This window comes from Fundicoccus sp. Sow4_H7 (genome assembly GCF_052115865.1).
In the GTDB taxonomy this organism is placed as follows: domain Bacteria; phylum Bacillota; class Bacilli; order Lactobacillales; family Aerococcaceae; genus Fundicoccus_A.
Genome location: NZ_JBQKME010000003.1, coordinates 153,132 through 172,704, shown reverse-complemented (window position 1 = coordinate 172,704; position 19,573 = coordinate 153,132). Strand labels below are relative to the sequence as shown.

General features: G+C 33.6%; 21 protein-coding genes, 1 pseudogene and 1 other annotated feature. Of the genes and pseudogenes, 5 read left to right on the top strand and 17 right to left on the bottom strand.

All coding sequences use genetic code 11. The features are described from left to right. Window positions 1–68 precede the first annotated feature (68 nt). Both ACTQ54_RS04890 and ACTQ54_RS04885 read right to left on the bottom strand, forming a co-directional pair. Window positions 69–1,058 carry a LacI family DNA-binding transcriptional regulator gene (locus tag ACTQ54_RS04890; protein WP_441755039.1) on the bottom strand — a complete coding sequence of 330 codons (990 nt, stop codon included), beginning with the start codon at window positions 1,056–1,058 and terminating at the stop codon, window positions 69–71. 116 nt (window positions 1,059–1,174) lie between these two features. Further along, window positions 1,175–1,690: a methylated-DNA--[protein]-cysteine S-methyltransferase gene (locus ACTQ54_RS04885; protein ID WP_441755038.1), complete on the bottom strand. Its 516-nt coding sequence runs from the start codon at window positions 1,688–1,690 to the stop codon at window positions 1,175–1,177. A 295-nt stretch (window positions 1,691–1,985) separates the two neighbouring features. On the opposite strand from ACTQ54_RS04885, the gene ACTQ54_RS04880 reads away from it, so the two are divergent. After that, complete coding sequence (locus ACTQ54_RS04880) at window positions 1,986–2,477, top strand: hypothetical protein (RefSeq protein WP_441755037.1); 492 nt, start codon at window positions 1,986–1,988, stop codon at window positions 2,475–2,477. A gap of 51 nt (window positions 2,478–2,528) precedes the next feature. On the opposite strand, the gene ACTQ54_RS04875 is transcribed toward ACTQ54_RS04880, so the two are convergent. From ACTQ54_RS04875 to ACTQ54_RS04855, 5 genes are all read right to left on the bottom strand, one after another. Beyond that, window positions 2,529–3,194, bottom strand: a complete 666-nt coding sequence (locus tag ACTQ54_RS04875) for an ATP-binding cassette domain-containing protein (protein WP_441755036.1) — start codon at window positions 3,192–3,194, stop codon at window positions 2,529–2,531. A gap of 11 nt (window positions 3,195–3,205) precedes the next feature. Continuing rightward, a complete protein-coding gene (locus ACTQ54_RS04870) occupies window positions 3,206–3,841 on the bottom strand; it encodes an amino acid ABC transporter permease (protein ID WP_441755035.1) in 636 nt (211 codons plus the stop codon). 31 nt (window positions 3,842–3,872) lie between these two features. Next, window positions 3,873–4,667: an amino acid ABC transporter substrate-binding protein gene (locus tag ACTQ54_RS04865; protein ID WP_441755034.1), complete on the bottom strand. Its 795-nt coding sequence runs from the start codon at window positions 4,665–4,667 to the stop codon at window positions 3,873–3,875. 386 nt (window positions 4,668–5,053) lie between these two features. Beyond that, complete coding sequence (locus tag ACTQ54_RS04860) at window positions 5,054–5,452, bottom strand: universal stress protein (protein ID WP_441755033.1); 399 nt, start codon at window positions 5,450–5,452, stop codon at window positions 5,054–5,056. A gap of 127 nt (window positions 5,453–5,579) precedes the next feature. Then, entirely contained in the window at window positions 5,580–5,945 is a 366-nt protein-coding gene (locus ACTQ54_RS04855) for a metal-dependent transcriptional regulator (RefSeq protein ID WP_441755032.1), read from the bottom strand. 152 nt (window positions 5,946–6,097) lie between these two features. Between ACTQ54_RS04855 and ACTQ54_RS04850 the strand changes: the two genes are divergently transcribed. The 4 genes from ACTQ54_RS04850 to ACTQ54_RS04835 are packed head-to-tail and all read left to right on the top strand — an operon-like array spanning window position 6,098 to window position 9,496. Next, complete coding sequence (locus ACTQ54_RS04850) at window positions 6,098–7,006, top strand: metal ABC transporter solute-binding protein, Zn/Mn family (protein ID WP_441755031.1); 909 nt, start codon at window positions 6,098–6,100, stop codon at window positions 7,004–7,006. Window positions 7,007–7,040: 34 nt separating this feature from the next. After that, window positions 7,041–7,793, top strand: coding sequence for a metal ABC transporter ATP-binding protein (locus ACTQ54_RS04845; protein ID WP_441755030.1), 753 nt, complete (start codon window positions 7,041–7,043; stop codon window positions 7,791–7,793). A gap of 3 nt (window positions 7,794–7,796) precedes the next feature. After that, window positions 7,797–8,648, top strand: coding sequence for a metal ABC transporter permease (locus tag ACTQ54_RS04840; RefSeq protein ID WP_441755029.1), 852 nt, complete (start codon window positions 7,797–7,799; stop codon window positions 8,646–8,648). Continuing rightward, window positions 8,645–9,496 carry a metal ABC transporter permease gene (locus ACTQ54_RS04835; RefSeq protein WP_441755028.1) on the top strand — a complete coding sequence of 284 codons (852 nt, stop codon included), beginning with the start codon at window positions 8,645–8,647 and terminating at the stop codon, window positions 9,494–9,496. The genes ACTQ54_RS04840 and ACTQ54_RS04835 overlap by 4 nt, the downstream gene beginning before the upstream one ends. Window positions 9,497–9,576: 80 nt before the next feature. Here the strand turns inward: ACTQ54_RS04835 and ACTQ54_RS04830 are convergent, their stop codons facing one another. The 10 genes and pseudogenes from ACTQ54_RS04830 to mgtA form a co-directional block, all read right to left on the bottom strand. Continuing rightward, window positions 9,577–10,479, bottom strand: a complete 903-nt coding sequence (locus ACTQ54_RS04830) for a cytochrome b5 domain-containing protein (RefSeq protein ID WP_441755027.1) — start codon at window positions 10,477–10,479, stop codon at window positions 9,577–9,579. An 84-nt stretch (window positions 10,480–10,563) separates the two neighbouring features. Further along, window positions 10,564–11,370, bottom strand: a complete 807-nt coding sequence (locus tag ACTQ54_RS04825; protein WP_441755026.1) for a MetQ/NlpA family ABC transporter substrate-binding protein — start codon at window positions 11,368–11,370, stop codon at window positions 10,564–10,566. Window positions 11,371–11,398: 28 nt separating this feature from the next. After that, a complete protein-coding gene (locus ACTQ54_RS04820) occupies window positions 11,399–12,079 on the bottom strand; it encodes a methionine ABC transporter permease (protein ID WP_441755025.1) in 681 nt (226 codons plus the stop codon). Then, a pseudogene (locus ACTQ54_RS04815) lies at window positions 12,048–13,106 on the bottom strand (methionine ABC transporter ATP-binding protein). The gene ACTQ54_RS04820 and the pseudogene ACTQ54_RS04815 overlap by 32 nt, the downstream one beginning before the upstream one ends. Then, window positions 13,103–14,308 (bottom strand): M20 family metallopeptidase, encoded by a 1,206-nt coding sequence (locus tag ACTQ54_RS04810; protein WP_441755024.1) that lies wholly within the window; start codon window positions 14,306–14,308, stop codon window positions 13,103–13,105. Before ACTQ54_RS04810 ends, ACTQ54_RS04815 begins: the two are co-directional and overlap by 4 nt. A 76-nt stretch (window positions 14,309–14,384) precedes the next feature. After that, window positions 14,385–14,615: a binding site (T-box leader), on the bottom strand. A 112-nt stretch (window positions 14,616–14,727) separates the two neighbouring features. Further along, on the bottom strand, window positions 14,728–15,339 hold the full coding sequence (locus ACTQ54_RS04805; RefSeq protein ID WP_441755023.1) for a thermonuclease family protein: 612 nt from the start codon (window positions 15,337–15,339) through the stop codon (window positions 14,728–14,730). A 41-nt stretch (window positions 15,340–15,380) separates the two neighbouring features. Then, window positions 15,381–15,779, bottom strand: a complete 399-nt coding sequence (locus tag ACTQ54_RS04800; RefSeq protein ID WP_441755022.1) for a hypothetical protein — start codon at window positions 15,777–15,779, stop codon at window positions 15,381–15,383. Window positions 15,780–15,790: 11 nt separating this feature from the next. Next, window positions 15,791–16,294 (bottom strand): hypothetical protein, encoded by a 504-nt coding sequence (locus ACTQ54_RS04795; protein ID WP_441755021.1) that lies wholly within the window; start codon window positions 16,292–16,294, stop codon window positions 15,791–15,793. Next, a complete protein-coding gene (locus ACTQ54_RS04790; protein WP_441755020.1) occupies window positions 16,287–16,832 on the bottom strand; it encodes a MotA/TolQ/ExbB proton channel family protein in 546 nt (181 codons plus the stop codon). Before ACTQ54_RS04790 ends, ACTQ54_RS04795 begins: the two co-directional genes overlap by 8 nt. A gap of 80 nt (window positions 16,833–16,912) precedes the next feature. Further along, window positions 16,913–19,552, bottom strand: coding sequence for a magnesium-translocating P-type ATPase (mgtA, locus tag ACTQ54_RS04785; RefSeq protein WP_441755019.1), 2,640 nt, complete (start codon window positions 19,550–19,552; stop codon window positions 16,913–16,915). Window positions 19,553–19,573: the final 21 nt, after the last annotated feature.

Sequence of the window (19,573 nt, the reverse complement as noted above, 5' to 3'; positions counted from 1 at the left end):
CCTCCTAATTTTATATTATTTATTTCACTTTATGTTTACCGGTTAACTAACAGTTTAAAATATATCCATCAGAGGGAATCTCTAAGATGGATGTGAGATGGAATATAGATGTTTTCATTTTTATGACTTCCGCCTATAATATCCAATAATTCTTCTATTGCTTTTTTACCAATTAATTCAGGTTTTTGGCTTATAACAGTTAAAGCTGGTTCAATCACTTCTCCAATCATTAAGTCATCAAATCCACAAATGCCACAGTCTTTCGGAAATTTAAATTGATATTTACGTAATGATTTAATAATTTCTGATAAGATCGTACCGTTAGCTCCAAAAAAAACTGTTCGTTTTTCAAGAGGATTAAAGTTAGCCATAAAATCATTAATAAAGTTATTTTTATCTAATTTTTCTAATGGAATGAATTCTAATTGATTTTCAAATGCAACTTGTTTTAACGATTGATAACGTTCCAAACGTGGACTTACATCAAATATCGCTTCACTTACATGAATAATTCTTTCATAGCCTTTATGAACAATTTCCAAACCTAATTTTCGCGTCATTTCAAAGTTATCAGACATGATTGCTGGCCATAAATCACTATGGATGGTTCGATCAATTAAAACTATCGGAATATTCGTATCCACTAAGAATTGATATTGGTTTACATCCATGGTCACTGCTTGTAACATTAGGCCATCGATATTTTGGTCTAATAGTTTTAGTAGATTATTTCTTTCTTTTTCAATCGAATTATTCGAGGTCATAATCATCAATTGATAGTCAGTATTTGCCAATGATTCTTGCATGGCTTTAATCCAGTAACCAGAGTAAGGATTTTCAATGTCAGCAACGATCAATCCAAGTAAATAACTTTTCTTCGATTTAAGTGATTGAGCTTGACGATTTGGACGATAATTTAATTCTTCGATGACTGCTTTTATATGTTGTTTAGTTTCAATACTCATATTAGCAAAATGCCCATTTAAATAACGGGATATAGTTGTTTTAGAAACGCCAACTTTTTTAGCAACATCTTGAATCGTTATATCTTTTGACATATTTTCCTCCTTCATGGAAACCGGTTAACTAAATTGTAACGGTATTCATAAAATAAGTCAAACAAATATTTGATAATTATCATGATACCGCAAGAAAGCTTTATTCATTAAATGAATTATTTATTTGTAGTTAATTCTAAACCTTCTAGTTCCAATAATTTAATCTTTCTATCTATGCCACCTGCATAACCAGTCAGATCACCATTACTTCCAACGACACGATGGCAAGGTATAATAATAGATATAGGATTATGGCCTACAGCGCCCCCTACTGCCCTAGCTGAACTTGCACTTCCTATTGAATCATTGCTTAACTTTTCATTTATCTCTTTATATGTAATTAAGTGTCCAAAAGGAACCATCTTTAAATTATCTAGGACTCTTTTGCGATAAGCGGTTGTTTCAGGAGCTAAATTTAATTCTTCGATTGATGGATTATCTCCATTAAAATACAAATCTAGCCAGTTTTTAACCTTTAAAATGGTTTCATTTTCTTCTTCTTTAATTTCATTTAAATCATATCTAGCACCCATGTATTTTTGATCAGAAAACCATAATCCACGAATAAATGCATCTTCAACTAGTAAAATTATTTCACCTAATGGTGATTCGTATGTTGATTTATATAACATTTTGAAAGTCTCCTTTAATTATCTATACTATCCTAGCTATATAAACAAATATATCATATCAAACAATAGCAATTTCTAACACTATTAACTTATTAATAGAAATAAATAGATTTCCCTTACAATTTCTTTTTTTTATAATTTTAATTAATATCAAATTTAATAACGCTTTCAATTATTTGATGTTAAATCTAACTAAAAGAGGTGAGAAAGCAATTTTATATTTGTCTTTATTAAGCTATTAGGTTACAGATTAACATAAGAAAGATTAAATAACAAAAAAAGGGAGATATTTATTATGAAGAATCTTAAATGTCAACTGACATTTGTTGTTTTGCTCCTATTAACACTCTCTTTCAATACATACCAAACGGTTGTTGCAGCGACAAACGATGTAAGTGAATATTATGGACAATACGAACTTCAAGAAGAAGATTCGATAATCGATCGTATTATCATATCAGAAGACATGTTTTCTATCATTTTAAATAATGAAATTGCACCTGCAGATTATGTTGATAAGCATCATATGCAAAAATACCTTGATATCATTAACCGTGGTAATTTAACCGAATTATCCTTAAAAGATGAATATGAGTACGTTAAATTAGATTTTTATAAAGATTATGGGGTTCCAACCTTCCGAATCGATGTGATGAATCCAGTTTATTCAAACAATTCTACTTCATTGTTCGTTAGACACAATGAATTTGTCATTTGGAATTTTAATACCGAAACAACCGGTCAATTAGTTGATGAAAAACAATTTGTTTTTACATTAATGGAATAAATATGAATTCAAACAGGCAATGAGAATGATTGACTCATTGCCTGTTTTTTCTTAGATAAAAGAGCTGGATTCAATCACCTTCGCATGCTCCGATAATAATTCAACTAAAGTCCGATCATGGGTAATGATTAAAATCATTATCCCCTGCTCCTTTAATTGTAAAATTAATTCTGCAACCTTTGATACTGTTCGATCATCTAACGCTGAAGTCGGTTCATCAAAACATAATAAGCTAGGGTTCATCATCATTGCACGAGCAATCGCAACCCTTTGTTTTTGTCCCCCTGATAATTGACTTGGTTTAGCATTTTCCTTACCATCTAATCCCATTTGAACTAATAACGCATTAGCTCTTACAAATAAATTTTCTAATTGGTCGTATTTATTCGATAAAGGAGCCAATAGTAAATTTTCCATCACCGTTAAATGAGGGAATAGTTGATAGTCTTGGAATACCAAACTGATTTTTTGTTGATAATTTTTTATCATGGAAGCTGGTTGATATTGGCCATCTTTTACTAAAATTGCTTCATCTAGTTCAATGCTTCCAGTATCGACTGTTTCCAAATGGTTAATCATTCTTAATAAAGTTGTTTTTCCACTTCCAGACTCTCCCAAAACGATGGTAATTGCATTTCTAGTTACTTCAAAACTATAATCATGAATTATCTGATTATCCCCAAAACCTTTCGAAAGATTTCGCACGACTAAACTCATAGCTAACCACCTCAATTCGCAATTTTTTCTTCAATTTTTTGCAATAGCCAACTTGTAATGCCTGTAAACACCAAATAAATAACCCCAACATATAAAAATGGTAATAAACTAGCATTTTGATTAGCTAATGTACGCCCTGCTTTCAGTAACTCATCTAAACCTAAAATGTAAATCAGTGAGGTATCTTTAATTAAACTAATCACTTCATTTCCAACAGAAGGCAACACTATTTGCCATAATTGCGGTAATATAACTCGATTAAGTCCGGTCCAGGGGTCAATGGATAGAACTTTTATTGCTTCATATTGTCCATCTGGAATGGCATTAAGTCCACCACGAAAAATTTCAACAAAATAAGCCGCATAATTAATGATTAATGTTATTAAAGCAGATTCAAAACGACCTAGAACAATGCCGACAAAAGGTAAACCAAAAAAGACAAACATCATTTGTAATAATAAAGGAGTGCCTCTAAAAAGATACACATAGATTCGAATAATTCGTTTAAACCATAATGGCATTCGTTGTTCTAGTAAAGCCAAGACTAATGCCAATGGAATACTACCAATCAAAGTTAAAACAAAAAATTGGATGGTTATTTTAAATCCTTCAAATAACGGTTCAAACATATACAATGATTCAATCATTCGATCACTCCTTTTCAATCACATAAATACCTTATTCTGCTTCAATTTCTGTAAACCAATTTGATTTAATTTCCGCAAATCGTCCATCTTCAATCATTTCACTTAATATATCGTTAAATTCTTCAACAAAAGCGGCATCAGATTTACGAAAACCAACCCCATACTCTTCTTCACCAAAATTTTCTTCTAATATACGATAATTTGCACCATCACCTGATTGCTCTAAAAAGTAACTAGCTAATGTTTCATCTACTACGATAGCGTCAACACGACCATTATTTAGATCACTAAAAACTTCCACAAAAGTCGCATAAGTAACCGGATCGTTGCCTAAAGTATTAACAAACTCCTCATCAGCCAGAATTACTTCTAATGAAGCTGATTGCTCTTGCGTTGCTAATGATTTACCCATTAAATCTTCTTTTGATTGAATATCACTATCAGCTGCTACGATAATAATCTGACGATTTTCGATATATGGCATGGAGAATAAAACCACTTTTTCGCGCTCTTCCGTAATCGAATAACCATTCCAAATCATATCAATATTCCCCGTATTCAATTCCGTTTCTTTCATACTCCAATCAATCGGTTGAAAAGAATATTCAATCCCCATCTGACCAAATATCTCTGATGCTAACTCTAAATCAAACCCGACATATTCACCTGCTTCATTTTTAAAACCAAATGGTGCAAAGGTATCATCAAACCCAATCACCACAGGAACATCAGGATCTATCACCTTATTACTTTGAGCTAAAACATTAACTTGAGCCATTAAGAAAACCGCTAAAGACATTACTATAATTTTTATCATATTTTTCATTTTGAATTCCCCACTTTAATTTTGTTTTTGACAAAGTAACGGCCAACAGGAGGACGAAAAAACGCCCTTTAATTCCATCTAGGAATTAAAGGACGTCAAAACGTGGTTCCACCTTTATTCATGATAGCTTCACAACTACCATCTCATTCAGTTTACGTAAACTGTAGCGATAACGTAGCAAACGGTAATTAATATTTTGGATGCTGGCTGTGTCTTCATAGGCTACTCAGATTTGCTTTTCAGCTACCGCAAACTCTCTTGTCAAAATAGGTCCCTATCTCTTTGTCCCTCATCAAAAAAACAAAATTCAATTACTTAATTGAGAATATGATAAGTTATATGGTTTTAAATGTCAACATTTTTAATCTTATTTTAATATAAGTTGATTATCGACCGATTAAAACAGCACATTTAGCATTCCGAACGACATAATCAGTAATTGATCCCAAGGTCATCTTTTCTATACGACCTTTACCTGTTGCACCCATGACGATTAAATCAATGTCCCATCTTTCGATCAGATGTGTTGAAATTTCTTTACGTGGGTCGCCATAAACAATTTCTTTATTAATTGCAACACCGATACTATTGGCATATCTTTCTAGTGAAGCAAAAAATGTTTCTCGATTCTCCAGTAATGCATCATTTCTTTTTTCTTTTAAAACTCTAACTAAATAAACTTGGCTTTCTAATTCTTTAGCTAATTCTACCCCTTTTTTAAAAGCATCGATTGATTGTTGTGATCCATCTACAGGTATTAAAATATTATGATAAATATTTGCCATGCTTAAAACCTCCTTTTCATTGTAAGCGTAAACATTATTCTTGTTTATATTATAAAACAACTCTAGATTGAATAAAAGTAAAGTCGTTTATAGGAGCAAAAAAAATAACAGGAATAACTCCTGTTACTTATTTTTCTGGATAATTAATATAGTTTGCTAAGCGGTTTGCTAGATCAATGGGCGTTACATGTTCTAAAATTTCCGCTAACTGATGGACTTCCTCTTTTGTATAATTTAATTTGGTTTCTAAAAAATACTCCCAAATTTCATGCTTACGTATTAAATCAACGGCCATTTTTTCTCCTGCTGTAGTTAATGTTGCGCCATGATAAGGTCTGTAATCAACCAAATGTTCAGCGGATAATTTTGAAATCATTTCACTGACAGAAGGTGGAGCTATCCCAAGTCCCACAGCAATCGATTTATTAGAAACATACTCACCTTTTCCATTTTCATAAATAAACTTGATGTAATCTTCACGACTTTGAGACATCCTAACACCTCTCTTACTATTCTTTACATATTTTATCACGTTTTGATGCTTTAAACAAAATAGATATTTTTTAGGCGCGCCTATTGATTTGCGAATTCTTTTTGTTATAATGATTTTAGGTTAACCTAAAAAACTTTAATTGGAGGAAGACGATGAAATTAATTAAAGTACTGTCATTATTATTCTTGAGTCTAATCATATCCCCTTATTCAATTGCTTATGGACAAGAAAAACCAAATGTAACGGTAACAACGAGTTTTATTTACGACATAGTTAAAAAAATTACAGCTGACACAGTTTCAATTGAACTGATTATTCCAGCTGGAAGTGATCCCCATTTATATACCCCATTAGCTGGAGATTTGGACAAAATTTTAAATGCGGACATCATACTTTATCACGGCTTTCACTTCGAAGCGCAGATGGCAGAAGTATTAGCAGATTATGGCTATGCTGCTACTGAAAATTTTGATTCTGAAGCATTAATTTATGTTGATGGCGGACAAGATGTCGACCCCCATTATTGGTTTAATTTAGACTTATATAAACAGTCGGTTGAAGAGATAACTAGAGTTTTAACTGAAGAAATTCCAGAAAATCAAGAATTATATCATAATAATGCTCAACGTTATCTCGATGAATTAGATGAGCTAAACCAATGGGCAGAGGAGCGAGTAGGTGAATTAGCATTAGAAAATCGTATTTTAGTAACACCTCATGATGCCTTTACTTACTTTGCAGAAGCATTCGATTTTCAAGTTTATGCACCTCAAGGAATAAGTACACAATCTGAAGTTTCAAATGATCAAATTATTCAGACTGTGAACTTTGTTGTCGAAAACGAAGTCCCGGCCCTATTCATGGATACAACTTCCAATCCTCAAACCTTAAATAAATTAAAAGAGGGCATTGCAGAAAAAGGATTTGAAGTGGTGATTGTAGCTGGTCAAGGTTCAGAATTGTATTCAGATTCATTGGCTCCAATCGGACAAGAAAATGATAACTTTATTGAAATGTTTCAGCATAATGTGAACTTAATCATTGATAATCTAACAAAATAATCACTAATAACAATATTTAGAGAGGAATAATACAATGGATACCATTATTTCAATTAAAAATTTAACCGTTAATTATCAAGAAAACCGAGCTATTGATGCGATCACATTAAATATCCCTGCTAATGTCAGAACAGCTATCATTGGACCAAATGGGGCTGGAAAATCAACGCTTATAAAAGCAATCATGAATTTGATTCCGAATCAACATGACAAACTAACAATTTTCGGTCAAAATAGCAAAAGTGTACTCAAGCGCATCGCCTATATTCCACAAACAGCACAAGTTAATTGGAATTTTCCAACAACTGTTTATGATGTTATTTTAATGGGGATTAGTTCAAATCGATGGCTTTTTCAAACAATCTCACCTCTACAATATAAAAAAGTAAATCAAGCCATTCAACAAATGGAATTGGAAAATATTAAAAACCGCAACATCAATCAATTATCAGGTGGTCAAAAACAGCGTGTCTTTATCGCACGAGCGATTGCGCAAGATGCGGATTTATATTTATTAGACGAACCTTTAGCAGGTGTTGATATGCATAGTGAAAAATTAATTATGGATCAATTGCGTGAATTTCAACAAAATGGCAAGACTTCCATTACGGTTCACCATGATTTAAATACTGTCACAAATTATTTTGATTCCGTCATTTTATTAAATAAAACCCTTGTTGCCTATGGTCCAACTGCTACAATATTTACAGCAGAAAATATTAATAAAACTTTTTATGGATCTAAAGACATTATCCATCCCCTCCTTCAAGCTGAAAGGAGAAAATAGATAATGACATTTGATTATTTCTTTTGGGTAGTTGCTTTAGGAACTATGATATTAGGTTTTACTTCTGGTGTGATTGGGACAACCATTGTGATTGAAAGACAAAGTCAATTAGGCGATACCATTGGACATGCTGTTTATCCAGGCATCATCATCGCTTTTATGCTTTTTCAAACACGACAAACCCTTGTATTGTTACTGGGTGCATTATTGATTGGTTTACTAGCATTTTGGATTATCCAATGGATCCAAAAATATACATCATTTGCCTATGAAAGTATTCTAGCCCTTGTATTGTCTTCTTTTTTCAGTCTTGGACTACTTTTATATAGTATTGTGCAAAATAACCCGCAATTTCAAAGTGTCAATTTTGCCGGTTTAGATTCATATATAATGGGACAAGCTGCCTATTTAATGCGCTTTGATGTTATTATAATTGCTATATGCTGTGTTTTAATATTATTTATTTTTGTGCTCATGTATCCTAAAATTAAAATCATTTTATTTGATAAAGTTTTTGCTGAATCCATTGGTATTAATAGCCGTCAAATTAGCCAACTTCTTTTACTATTAAATTTGCTTTTAATTGTAGTTGGTTTACAGGCTGTAGGTGCAATTCTTATTAGTAGTATGCTGGTTTCACCCGCTGTAGCCGCTAGACAATGGACCAATAAATATCCTCAGATGATTATTTTGAGTGGAATCATTGGTATGATAGCCGCATTTGTTGGAACATTAATTAGTACAACTGTCCCAAAAATTGCAACAGGGCCCATGATTATCATTGTACTAACACTGATTAGTTTGTCTTCGATTGTTATTGCTCTTAGAAAGCATAAAAAAGGAGCTAGCTTATGATTCAAATATTATATGTTTTAATAATCGTTTCAATCGCAAATAGTTTGATTGGTAGCTTGTTGCTTTTACGTGAAAGTTTAATGACGGCTGATGCTATTTCACATACAATCTTGTTAGGTATTGTGCTAGCTTACCTAGTTACCCGAGATTTTTCTTCACCTTGGTTAATAATAGGAGCAGCAGCTTTTGGATTATTTACAGTCATTTCAATCGAAGGATTAACAAAAACTGGTTTAGTTGAAAACGATGCTTCAATCGGATTAATATTTCCCTTCTTTTTTTCTATTGCTGTTATAATCATTTCAAAATATTTCACCAATGTTCATTTAGACATTGATATGGTTCTTTTAGGACAAGTTGAATTAACGCCTTTAAAAAGAATTGACCTATTGGGTATCAGTCTCCCTCTTGCTTTTGTACAAGGATTAACGATTGCTCTAATTAACTTTTCATTTATTCTTATTTTCTATAAACCACTAAAAATACGCTTATTTGATCCCGTATTTGCTCAGTCAATTGGAATAAATATTAAATTACTTGATTTTATAGTGATGAGTCTTGTGTCATTAACAGCTGTTATATCGTTTGAGAGCATCGGGTCTATTCTTGTTACTGCATTAATGGCTGCTCCAACGATGACAGCTCGCTTAGTTACGTCACGATTTGCTAGTTTCATTGGCGTTTCTATTGTATTTGGTATTATTAATACTCTTATCGGTTACAACTTAGCTGTTTTTTTAAACACATCCATTTCTTCGATGATTGCAGTAACCGCCTTTATCCTATTTCTAATTGTACTATTTCTTAAAAAATCAACTCTTAAAATCAATCCATTAAGTCAAAACTAATTCCAGAAATATTTATAAAAAAAAACCATAATCATTCACTTAAAAAGGGAGAATGATTATGGTTAATTATTGACAAGAAATTATTCAAATTTACCTGCAACAGGTAAAACTTCTAAGAATGCTGTATCATGCGGTGAATCGTTGGTAAAGATTTCGCTAGCATCTGTACCAGCGGTTACTTGACCTTGGTGTTCGCCACCTTCCCAAGCATCAAAGTTTGTCACATCATAAACTGTACCATCTACAGCAATATAAGCTGGCTTACCATCTTGACCATTAAAGCTTGCTAATTCTTCTTCTGAGAATACAAAATCAATATGACGACCGACAACTTTTAAGCTGGCTAATAGTTCATCTTCATGTGGAGACTGGTCTGAAAATGCTTCTGTAGCATCTGTACCCGCTTTAACCCCATTATGTTCGCCACCTTCCCATGAACCGATATCTGTCATATCATAAACTGTTCCTCTGACAGCGACTAAGATAGGAAGATCTTCATTTTCACCGTTGAAATTAGCTAATAAATCATTAGAAATTTCCCAATCACCGTAAATACCTACGCGTTCTAATCCCGCTAACAAATCTTGAGCATGTGGTGATGCGACAAAATCAGCTGAAGCATCTGTTCCTGCTTTAGCTCCATTATGTTCGCCGCCTTCCCAAGCTTCATTGTCAGTGACATCATACACATACCCAAATACAGCAACATATGCAGGATTTCCATCTTGACCATTAGCAGCTAATAGGTCTGCTTTTGTAATAATGTCTAATCCTTCAGCATCATCTGCAGTAGACTCAGCTTCTTCTTGAGCATCTGTTTCTTCAGTACTTGCTTCTTCATCAGTAGTTTCTTCTGATTCATCTACCACTTCCTCTGTAGATTCTTCCGTATCATCTTGTGCATTCGCATAATAAGGCGAATAAGCTATTAGTGACAAAGCACTCATCGAAACTAAAAGATATTTAATTAATGATTTTTTCAAATGTAACATCTCCTTTTCTATCATTCTATTCTAATAATAAGTGATAGCCATTTTAAATTCAAAGAATTCGCTCAAATGACGAAACTAATCCCAAGCTGGAACAGAAGTTCCATTAGATTCTTCTTTTATAATATCTTTTACCGCATCTGTTTGATATAACTCAACTAAACGCTTATAAACGTCATTATCCTTATCTTCAGTTCTAACTACAATCACATTGATATATGGATTTTCACCTGCAATCGCTTCTTCAACAGCCAATGCTTGGTCAATCGTTAAGCCGGCATTTGAAGCAACACCAGAGTTAACGGCAGCAAAGGTCACATCCGCTAAAGTAGCAGGAATGTTGGTTGCACCTAATTCTATAATTTCAATATCTACCAAATAATTGGTAATATCTTTAATCGTTGGCGTTAATTCTGCATCTGGATCCAACTCAATAAAACCATGCTTTTCTAATAATTTTAATGAACGTCCTCCATTGGTTGTATCATCAGGAATTGCTACCTTCGCCCCATCTTCAACCTCTGATAAATCTTTAATATTATCTGAATATATCGCTAGTGGAGCAAAAACTGTTTCACCAATAACGGTTAAATCATAATCAAACTCTTCAATTTCTTTTTCTAAATAAATATGATGTTGAAAAGCATTAATCTCAATCTCACCTTCAGCTAAAGCACGATTAGGCAAAGGATAACTATCAAAATACAGTAATTCTAAATTAATCCCCTCTTTGGCTGCTTCTTCCTTAATATGATTCCAAACTTTTGAATCGGAACCTGTTAAGCCGATTCGCACATTGATCTCTTCTTGAGCATGAATATTCGTCCCAAATACAGAAAATACAGCAATCAAACTAACAACTAAAGTCAAAATAATTTTTTTCATAATAAATATCTCCTTAAATGTCATATTATTAGTGAGTCGTAATCGCAATAATGAAATCGCCAATTAGTTGAATGATTAAAACAAAAATCAAAATTAATAAAATACAAACGATCATAATATCATTGTAATATCTTTGGTATCCATATCGTAAAACAAAAGATCCAATACCGCCTGCTCCAACTGCTCCTCCCATAGCGGTTAAGCCCAAAAGGCTGATAGCTGTAATTGTTGTTGACCTTGCAATGGAAGGGATGGATTCTGGTAAATATATTCTGAATATAATGCCAAGATTTGAAACCCCCATGGCTTGTGCTGCTTCAATTAACCCTGGATCAATTGATGATAAGGCTAAGTCGATTTGACGTGTAAAAAAAGGCACACATCCCAAGACTAAGGGGAATATGGCACCTCTTACCCCAATGGAAGTGCCAGCAATGGCTCGGGTAAAAGGAATCATAAAGGCAATCAAAATGATAAATGGGATTGAACGAAAAATATTGACAAAGAAATCAATGCTGTTATTTATTAGGCGGTTAGGGGTTATGCCGTTGGGTTTTGTAATAACGAAAATAACGCCGAAAAATATGCCTAAGACAAAGGAAATAATCCCTGCAATTCCAAACATTTGCAATGTTTCGATAATACTTTTTATAAATTCATCCCAAAAATCAAACAAATTAGGCGCTAATTCTTGTAATGTTGTCGACATTTTTTAAAACCTCCACTCGTATTTGTTGGTTTGAAAGAAATTCGAGAGCTTGATTCTGCATCATTGGATCGCCGTCTAAAATAACAACTAAGCTACCAATAACGGTTTCCTGTACGACATCTACGTTGGCAAATATAATGCTAGCCTTGACATTAAATCGCTGCGAAGCTTCAGAAATTAAGGCTTCTTTTGTATTCCTTCCATAAAAATCAAAGCGAATGATGCGTTGGTTAGCTTCCAAGTTAACAATTTCTGAATTGTTTTGGAGTAATTCATCAATCTTAGATGTGTTATTGACACTATTAATGAAATCTTTTGTAATAGCTTCTCTTGGATTAACAAAAACATCTAAGACAGAACCTTTTTCTACTACGTAACCGTCGTCCATAATAGCAACTTTATTACAGATTGATTTAACGACTTGCATTTCATGCGTAATAATCACAATCGTTAAATTGAGCTTTTTATTTAAATCTTTCAATAGAGTTAAGATCGATTGCGTTGTTTGTGGATCTAACGCCGAAGTCGCTTCATCACACAGTAAAATGCTTGGATCATTTGCTAAAGCACGGGCTATAGCCACTCATTGTTTTTGCCCACCCGATAACTGTGATGGATAAGCTTTGGCTTTATCTGCTAAACCTACTAATTTAAGGAGGTCTTCGACTTTTTGTCGAATCTCTTTTTTAGTAAATTGTTGATATTGTAAAGGAAATGCCACATTATCAAAAACAGTTCGTGCATTCAACAAATTAAAATGCTGAAAAATCATTCCGATTTTATGGCGTTTTTGTCGTAGTTGCTTTTCTGGAAATACCATGAGGTCTTCTCCATCTACAATGATCTGACCCGTTTCCGGTCGCTCCAACAGATTCATACAGCGAACTAAAGTACTCTTTCCAGCACCACTGTAGCCAATAATCCCGTAAATATCGCCTGTTTCAATTTTTAAATTAACCTTTTGAACCGCGGTGACTGTCCCCTGCTTAGTTGAAAAGGTTTTACTCACATTTATTAATTCAATCATAATGCTTCTCCCGCTACTTGTTTATCTAATTGGCTTTGGTGCTCAGTTTTAATACTTTCTAGCAAGTCTTTGTCAGTAATTAAATCGTAAGCTGTTTTAGCTAATACATTCGCCCCTAATTGAATGGAAGCCAAACCTTTTTCACTTCGAGCCGCTTCTTTAAATTCAATACTATGACCTGCAATATATTCATCGGAAATACTAATGTGTGGTTGAATCGTAGGAACAACTTGACTAATATTTCCAACATCCGTTGAACCAGCACCCTTTTCTAATTTGTTCGCTTCGACTTCGTGTCCATAACTACGTAAATGTTTGGCATAAATAGCATCAAAACTAGGAGTTGGAATAGTATTATCGACACTATTTTGAAAAAGTCCAAATTTGTATGTTGCTCCTGTTGCTAAGGCCGCTGCCTTAACAATATTTTCAAATTTTTGATATAAGTCATTTAAAGTAGTTCGATTCGCGGCACGTAAGTAAAAGCGTGCACTAGCATAGTCAGGTACCACATTGGCAACATCTCCACCATGAGTAATCACACCATGAATACGAACATCGTCTGTTAAGTGCTGACGTAGTGCATTCGCATTATTATAGACTGATATAATTGCATCTAAAGCATTGATTCCTTTTTCTGGCGCTCCTGAAGCATGTGAGGCTTTACCAAAAAACTCTACGTCTACCGGATCATTGGCTAGAGATAAGCCTGTTAAACCGTTTTTGTAGCCTGGATGCACACATAGAGCAGCATCAACATCATCTAAAAAGCCTTCTCTTACAAAACTTCCTTTAGCACTCCCATTTTCGCCACCTTCTTCACCAGGTGTCCCATAAACCCGAACTTCTCCACCAATTTCATCAATTACATTTTTTAACGCTACGGCTGCTAATGATGAAGTTGTTCCAAACAAATTATGGCCACAAGCATGCCCAATACCGGGTAAAGCATCATATTCTGCTAGAAAGACAATCGTTGGTCCTTCTTTATCACTTTTATAACGTGCATCAAAACCTGTTCGATGTCCAGCAACATCAACTTTGACGTCAAAACCTTCTCTTTTCAGTTGATTAGAAAGAGTTTCACAGGCAAAAAACTCATAATTGCTCACTTCTGGTTTATCGTGTATGGCCAGTGCTAATCCTTGATATTCTTCTAAACGATCTGCAACTATATTTTCAATTTTTTCATAATGACTCATTAATATTCCCCTTTTAATAAATAATTTTTTCAATAAAAAAAGTCCCTTTGTGAACAATACAAAGTATTGCAATTCACAAAGGGACGAAAATATTTCCGTGTTACCACCCAAATTTATGTTGTTCTCACAAACAACACCTCAACAGTTCCTATGAAACCTGGCAATATAACGGTTGCGACCGACTAATAGGCGTTAACCTATTAGTAACTCCGAGCTCATCTTCATTTATTTTCACAATGCCCTTTCTCACCATTGGGGGGCTCTCTTATCTGTTTTGATAAACTACTCTTCTCTTCAAAGTAATAAAGTTATATTTAATTGTTAATGTGATTATAAGGGGTAAAAATTAGAATGTCAACAGTTAAAATTAAAAATTCTCATTTCAATCTAATATATGACTGTAGATATTTATTTTATCGCTATTTCCAAATATTTATTTGTTTTTTTTGGGCTTGGGATTCAGCTTTTCGTAATTCTGGTTCTTTCGAGACATTTGGCGGATTTAAATAGCGGACTGTCGCTAATCCATCCGCAACGAGAGCTTCGTTAACAAAAATATCATCGGCATAAACATAGGCTAAAGCACGATTATAATTGTCTGTAAATGGTCCAACATCAAATTCTAAATAAATTTGATCTGCTTGTGTCAAATAGTCAAGATTTGCTTCTAAGGCTTCTTCAGCATATGGATCTGGATTTCCCGTATCATAATTCATTTCAGGTGTATCAATAATCAAATAGCGAACGTTAATTTCATGACCATTTACTGAAACAACAATCGTATCACCATCTCTAGCCGATACGAATTCAGCTGGAATCTTTTGTTCTTTTGGTAAAACATTATAATTAGATCCATCAAATGCTACAGGAGTGCTTATTTCTGTTTGATTGTTTTGAACGGATGTATCTTCTAAATCGTTAATCCCAAAATAGCCAAAAATGATTAATAAAACAATTAAAATGCTATTACGTGGATTCGTTCGAATGTATTGTAAAATTTGACGGTAGAAATTTGCATTTTTTTGTTTCACATAATCCCCCTAACTTGATTGATTTTACGCAGTGATATTTATTAACGTAAATGTGTTTCAGTATATTCGCGGTTATGTTCGGTCAAGGCATTGATAAGGGTGTCATAGGTAGCTTTAATCGCCGATTGGTCGGTAACAGTAAATTGAACATTTTCATCTGTATTTTCTATATTGTTAATCAAGGTTTCTTCATCGACGACTTCGTCATTCCAAAAAATGGTATCTTCATTAACAGTTAAATGAATCGTTTCTATCGCATTTTCATCATTTATTTCAGTTGAAGAAATATTGGTTGTTTCTTCACCGTTGTTATTTGAACCAAATAAACCATCCTGTCCGAAAAGACCTAGTTCATTCCCACCAAAACCAATCAATCCAATTAAAAGTATCCCTATTCCTGCTGTTTTTAAAGTGTTATTCGATTTCTTTTCTCTTGACATAAAAAATCTCCTTATTCTGGATTACTTAATTCACCATCAATGATTTCTTCACGATAGACAATCGTTTGGTCAAATTCCTTATCCAATGCTGTTATCGCATTGACCATATTTAAATAATCTTGATAGTAAATCGTATCATTATTATAACTAAAGTTGACGATAATAACATCTTCTTCGAATCGTTCCACTTGTTGGATTAACCAAGTTGACAGATCCACCGTATCAGACTTTAATGATAAGTAATCATCTTCTCCGATTGCAAAAATATTATTATTTGTTGGATCCGTTGGATAGACGATATTTATCTTACCAATCGATTCTTGAAATGTCCTTAACCAGGCTTCTTCAGATTGGTTCGTTGGTAGTTGGTTTCGTTCAAGTTGTGAAACTTCATCTTGTAATGCAGTGATCGTTTCTTGTGTTGTTGTATTTTGTGTCGTTAAAATCATAAAAAGCAAAATCAAAACGACATCTAATAATGGCGTTAAGTCGATGGTCATTTCATGCTTAAACATTCAAAATACCACCCTCATCTGAAAGAGAAAGGTCTCTAGCTTCACGGGCATCTTTTCGCAGTAAATAAGTATTAATTTTTTGATTCGATTCTTCAACACGTGCCTGGAGGATACCATTTAATGCTTTAAAGACGATAGCAAAAACAATTCCCCAAAAAGTTGACGTCAATGCCATAAAGAAAAGTTCAGTTTCCATTGTTCCAACCATTGGAATTAGAGAAATAACCGTTCCTAATAATCCCATTAGAGGGAAAATGGCACAAATATTATTGAACATAATATAAAGGGCATTGACATCTTTTAACTTATCAAGGATTTGGTGCTCGCCTTTTGCATCTAAGTAGTAATCCAAATGGTGGTTGAGTTGATCACGCGTGGTCGTTCCAAGAGCTAAATTGGCTTTTGGTTCTAAAATTTTCAATAATTGTTTACTTGAGTTTAGGCATTTTGCATATAAAAATGCTGTTCCGATAGCAATTAAAATAATGATAAAATCAAATTTAAAAAAGTTATCCATTATTGGTTGCAATAAATTCAAATTCATTCATCCTCTATGTGGTTTCTGATGAATTTATCATACCATTTTTTATTATTATCCACTAATAATATTTATTTTGATTACAGAAGATAACCATTTCGTCTGATATAAGTTTTCTTTGCATAGTTGATTAATCCAAGGTATAAAACTACAAGTGCAGCCATCCATGACCAGAATGTTAAAGGTAGTGCAGTTAGGTTAATATGTTCACCAAGTATGGTATAAGGTAAACTGCTACCAAAAACTAAAGCCAGACTGGTAATGAGTATAAAAATATTGGATGGCTTTGACTCTAAATAAGATTGTTTTTCGGTACGCAATCCGTATAGGACTAATGTTTGTGACCATAGTGAGAATACAAACCAGCCTGATTGGAATAAGGTCGCAAATTGCTCTTGTTGAACCGTTGCTAATTGTGTAAAGTTACCAGCTAAAACGGATGGATTAATAAAGAAATATAAGGCAATAAATATCAAGATATCGAAAATTGAACTAACTGGTCCAAACCAAACCATGAAACGACTGATTGAATCAGCTTTCCATTTTTTAGGCTCATAGAGATAGTCTGAATCCATGACATCCCAAGGAATAACCATGCATGAAATATCATAAATTAAGTTAAGGGTTAGTAGTTGAATTGGTAACATTGGTAAAAATGGTAGGAAAATCGATGCTAATAGGACTGAGAAAATATTTCCAAAATTTGAACTTGTTGTAATCTTGATATATTTCATAATGTTCCCAAAAACAATGCGTCCAGAAATGATACCTTGCTCTAATACCATTAAATCTTTTTCAAGCAAAATAATATCAGCGGACTCCTTGGCAATATCGACGGCATTGTCGACTGAAATACCAACATCTGCCATCCGCATTGCAGGCGCATCGTTAATACCATCTCCCATAAAACCAACCACATGTCCATTTCCTTTCAATGTTTCAACTAGTGTCGCTTTTTGACGTGGACTTAATTTCACGAAAACATTGCATGATTCAACGGCTTCTTTTAATTGATTGGCTGACATCTGCTCTATTTCATCACCGCTTATATAATAGTCAGCATTAATGCCTACTTGTTTGCAGACAGCTTGTGTCACAAGAGCATTATCACCGGTTAACACTTTTACATTCACTTGATGTTCCTTTAAAGCTTTTATTGCTTCAATGGTAGATGCTTTTGGTGGATCAAGAAAAGCTAAATAGCCGATTAATACCATTTCACTCTCATCTTTAATTGAAAACTCATCGATGACTGATGGATTATTTTTTTGCGCAACACCGACAACACGGAATCCTTCACCGTTTAATTTTTCAACATTTTTAAGAATTTTTTCTTTCATCGCTTCATCAAGTTCTACAACATTTCCTTTGTAATCTACAAAGCTTGATATTGAAAGCATTTCTTCGATAGCACCTTTTGTAATCATTTGTGTTTTTCCGCTTGGATCTTCAACAACAACACTCATTCTGCGACGAACAAAATCAAATGGAATTTCATCTACTTTTTCAAATTTAAATGAAGCAATATCTAATTCTTTTTCAGCTGCTTCAATCACCGCATGGTCCATTAAATTTTTTAAGCCTGTTTGATAGTAGCTATTGAGATATGCATGACGTAATACCCGTTTATCACTTTCACCTTCGAGATTTAAATGATATTCCAATACAATTTTATCTTGAGTTAACGTCCCTGTCTTATCGGTACACAAAACATCTATCGCTCCGAAATTTTGGATAGCATTTAAATTTTTAACAATAGTGCCTTCTTCTGCCATTGTCTTTGATCCTTTGACAAGGTTTGAAGTCACAATGAGGGGCAACATTTCTGGAGTTAACCCAACTGCGATGGATAAACCAAATAGAATTGCTTGTAACCAATCACCCTTTGAAAAGCCATTAATCAGGATAACTAAAATGGCCATCACAATCATAAAACGAACTAACAGCATGGATGTTTTATTAATCCCGATTTCAAAATTAGTTAGAGGTTGTTTGCTAGCCACATCTTCAGCAATTTGTCCAAACAAAGTCGTCTTTCCAGTTGCTATCACGATACCTTGTGCAGAACCACTAATGACATTACTCCCCATAAAAGCAATATTTTCAATACTAGTCGTTGATTCATTTTTAACTACTTTCGGATGGGCTTTTTTCTCAACTGGGTAACTTTCTCCCGTCAGCGATGCTTGTGAAATAAATAAATCTTTCGTATTGGTCAAACGCATATCCGCTGGAATCATATCTCCCGCTGATAATTGAACTCTATCACCAAGGACAACATCATTTATTGGTATTTCACTGAATTGCCCATTTCTTAATACGGATGTTGTAACATTTACCATTGATTGTAACTTTTCACTTGCTTGATTGGATTGAATCGATTGAATTAACGTCATTGTTCCACTAATAAAGACTAAGGCTAAAATAATGATCACGGTAAACAGATCCTTTTCGCCAGCAGGAACAAACCAAAATTCTGTTATAAAAGAAATAACGGCCAATACTAATAAAATCAAGGTAAAAGGTGTGAAATAGGCTTTTAAAAGCTCAAATATAAATGGTTGTTTTTTACCGCTTTCGATATGATTAGATCCAAATTCTTCTCTTATTTTCTCTACTTGTTCATTAGTATAACCTTCATGTGTTAAATCAAATTTTTCTTTTAATTGTTCATTCGTTAAACGTGCGATTTCATTGTAATTCATTGTAATTTTTTTCATTTTATTCGCCCTTCTTTCCCC

Excerpts from the sequence above, each read along its gene's own strand:
- ACTQ54_RS04890 (WP_441755039.1), bottom strand. The coding sequence starts at position 1,058 with ATGTCAAAAGATATAACGATTCAAGATGTTGCTAAAAAAGTTGGCGTT.
- ACTQ54_RS04885 (WP_441755038.1), bottom strand. The coding sequence starts at position 1,690 with ATGTTATATAAATCAACATACGAATCACCATTAGGTGAAATAATTTTA.
- ACTQ54_RS04880 (WP_441755037.1), top strand. The coding sequence starts at position 1,986 with ATGAAGAATCTTAAATGTCAACTGACATTTGTTGTTTTGCTCCTATTA.
- ACTQ54_RS04875 (WP_441755036.1), bottom strand. The coding sequence starts at position 3,194 with ATGAGTTTAGTCGTGCGAAATCTTTCGAAAGGTTTTGGGGATAATCAG.
- ACTQ54_RS04870 (WP_441755035.1), bottom strand. The coding sequence starts at position 3,841 with ATGATTGAATCATTGTATATGTTTGAACCGTTATTTGAAGGATTTAAA.
- ACTQ54_RS04865 (WP_441755034.1), bottom strand. The coding sequence starts at position 4,667 with ATGAAAAATATGATAAAAATTATAGTAATGTCTTTAGCGGTTTTCTTA.
- ACTQ54_RS04860 (WP_441755033.1), bottom strand. The coding sequence starts at position 5,452 with ATGGCAAATATTTATCATAATATTTTAATACCTGTAGATGGATCACAA.
- ACTQ54_RS04855 (WP_441755032.1), bottom strand. The coding sequence starts at position 5,945 with ATGTCTCAAAGTCGTGAAGATTACATCAAGTTTATTTATGAAAATGGA.
- ACTQ54_RS04850 (WP_441755031.1), top strand. The coding sequence starts at position 6,098 with ATGAAATTAATTAAAGTACTGTCATTATTATTCTTGAGTCTAATCATA.
- ACTQ54_RS04845 (WP_441755030.1), top strand. The coding sequence starts at position 7,041 with ATGGATACCATTATTTCAATTAAAAATTTAACCGTTAATTATCAAGAA.
- ACTQ54_RS04840 (WP_441755029.1), top strand. The coding sequence starts at position 7,797 with ATGACATTTGATTATTTCTTTTGGGTAGTTGCTTTAGGAACTATGATA.
- ACTQ54_RS04835 (WP_441755028.1), top strand. The coding sequence starts at position 8,645 with ATGATTCAAATATTATATGTTTTAATAATCGTTTCAATCGCAAATAGT.
- ACTQ54_RS04825 (WP_441755026.1), bottom strand. The coding sequence starts at position 11,370 with ATGAAAAAAATTATTTTGACTTTAGTTGTTAGTTTGATTGCTGTATTT.
- ACTQ54_RS04820 (WP_441755025.1), bottom strand. The coding sequence starts at position 12,079 with ATGTCGACAACATTACAAGAATTAGCGCCTAATTTGTTTGATTTTTGG.
- ACTQ54_RS04810 (WP_441755024.1), bottom strand. The coding sequence starts at position 14,308 with ATGAGTCATTATGAAAAAATTGAAAATATAGTTGCAGATCGTTTAGAA.
- ACTQ54_RS04800 (WP_441755022.1), bottom strand. The coding sequence starts at position 15,779 with ATGTCAAGAGAAAAGAAATCGAATAACACTTTAAAAACAGCAGGAATA.
- ACTQ54_RS04795 (WP_441755021.1), bottom strand. The coding sequence starts at position 16,294 with ATGTTTAAGCATGAAATGACCATCGACTTAACGCCATTATTAGATGTC.
- mgtA (WP_441755019.1), bottom strand. The coding sequence starts at position 19,552 with ATGAAAAAAATTACAATGAATTACAATGAAATCGCACGTTTAACGAAT.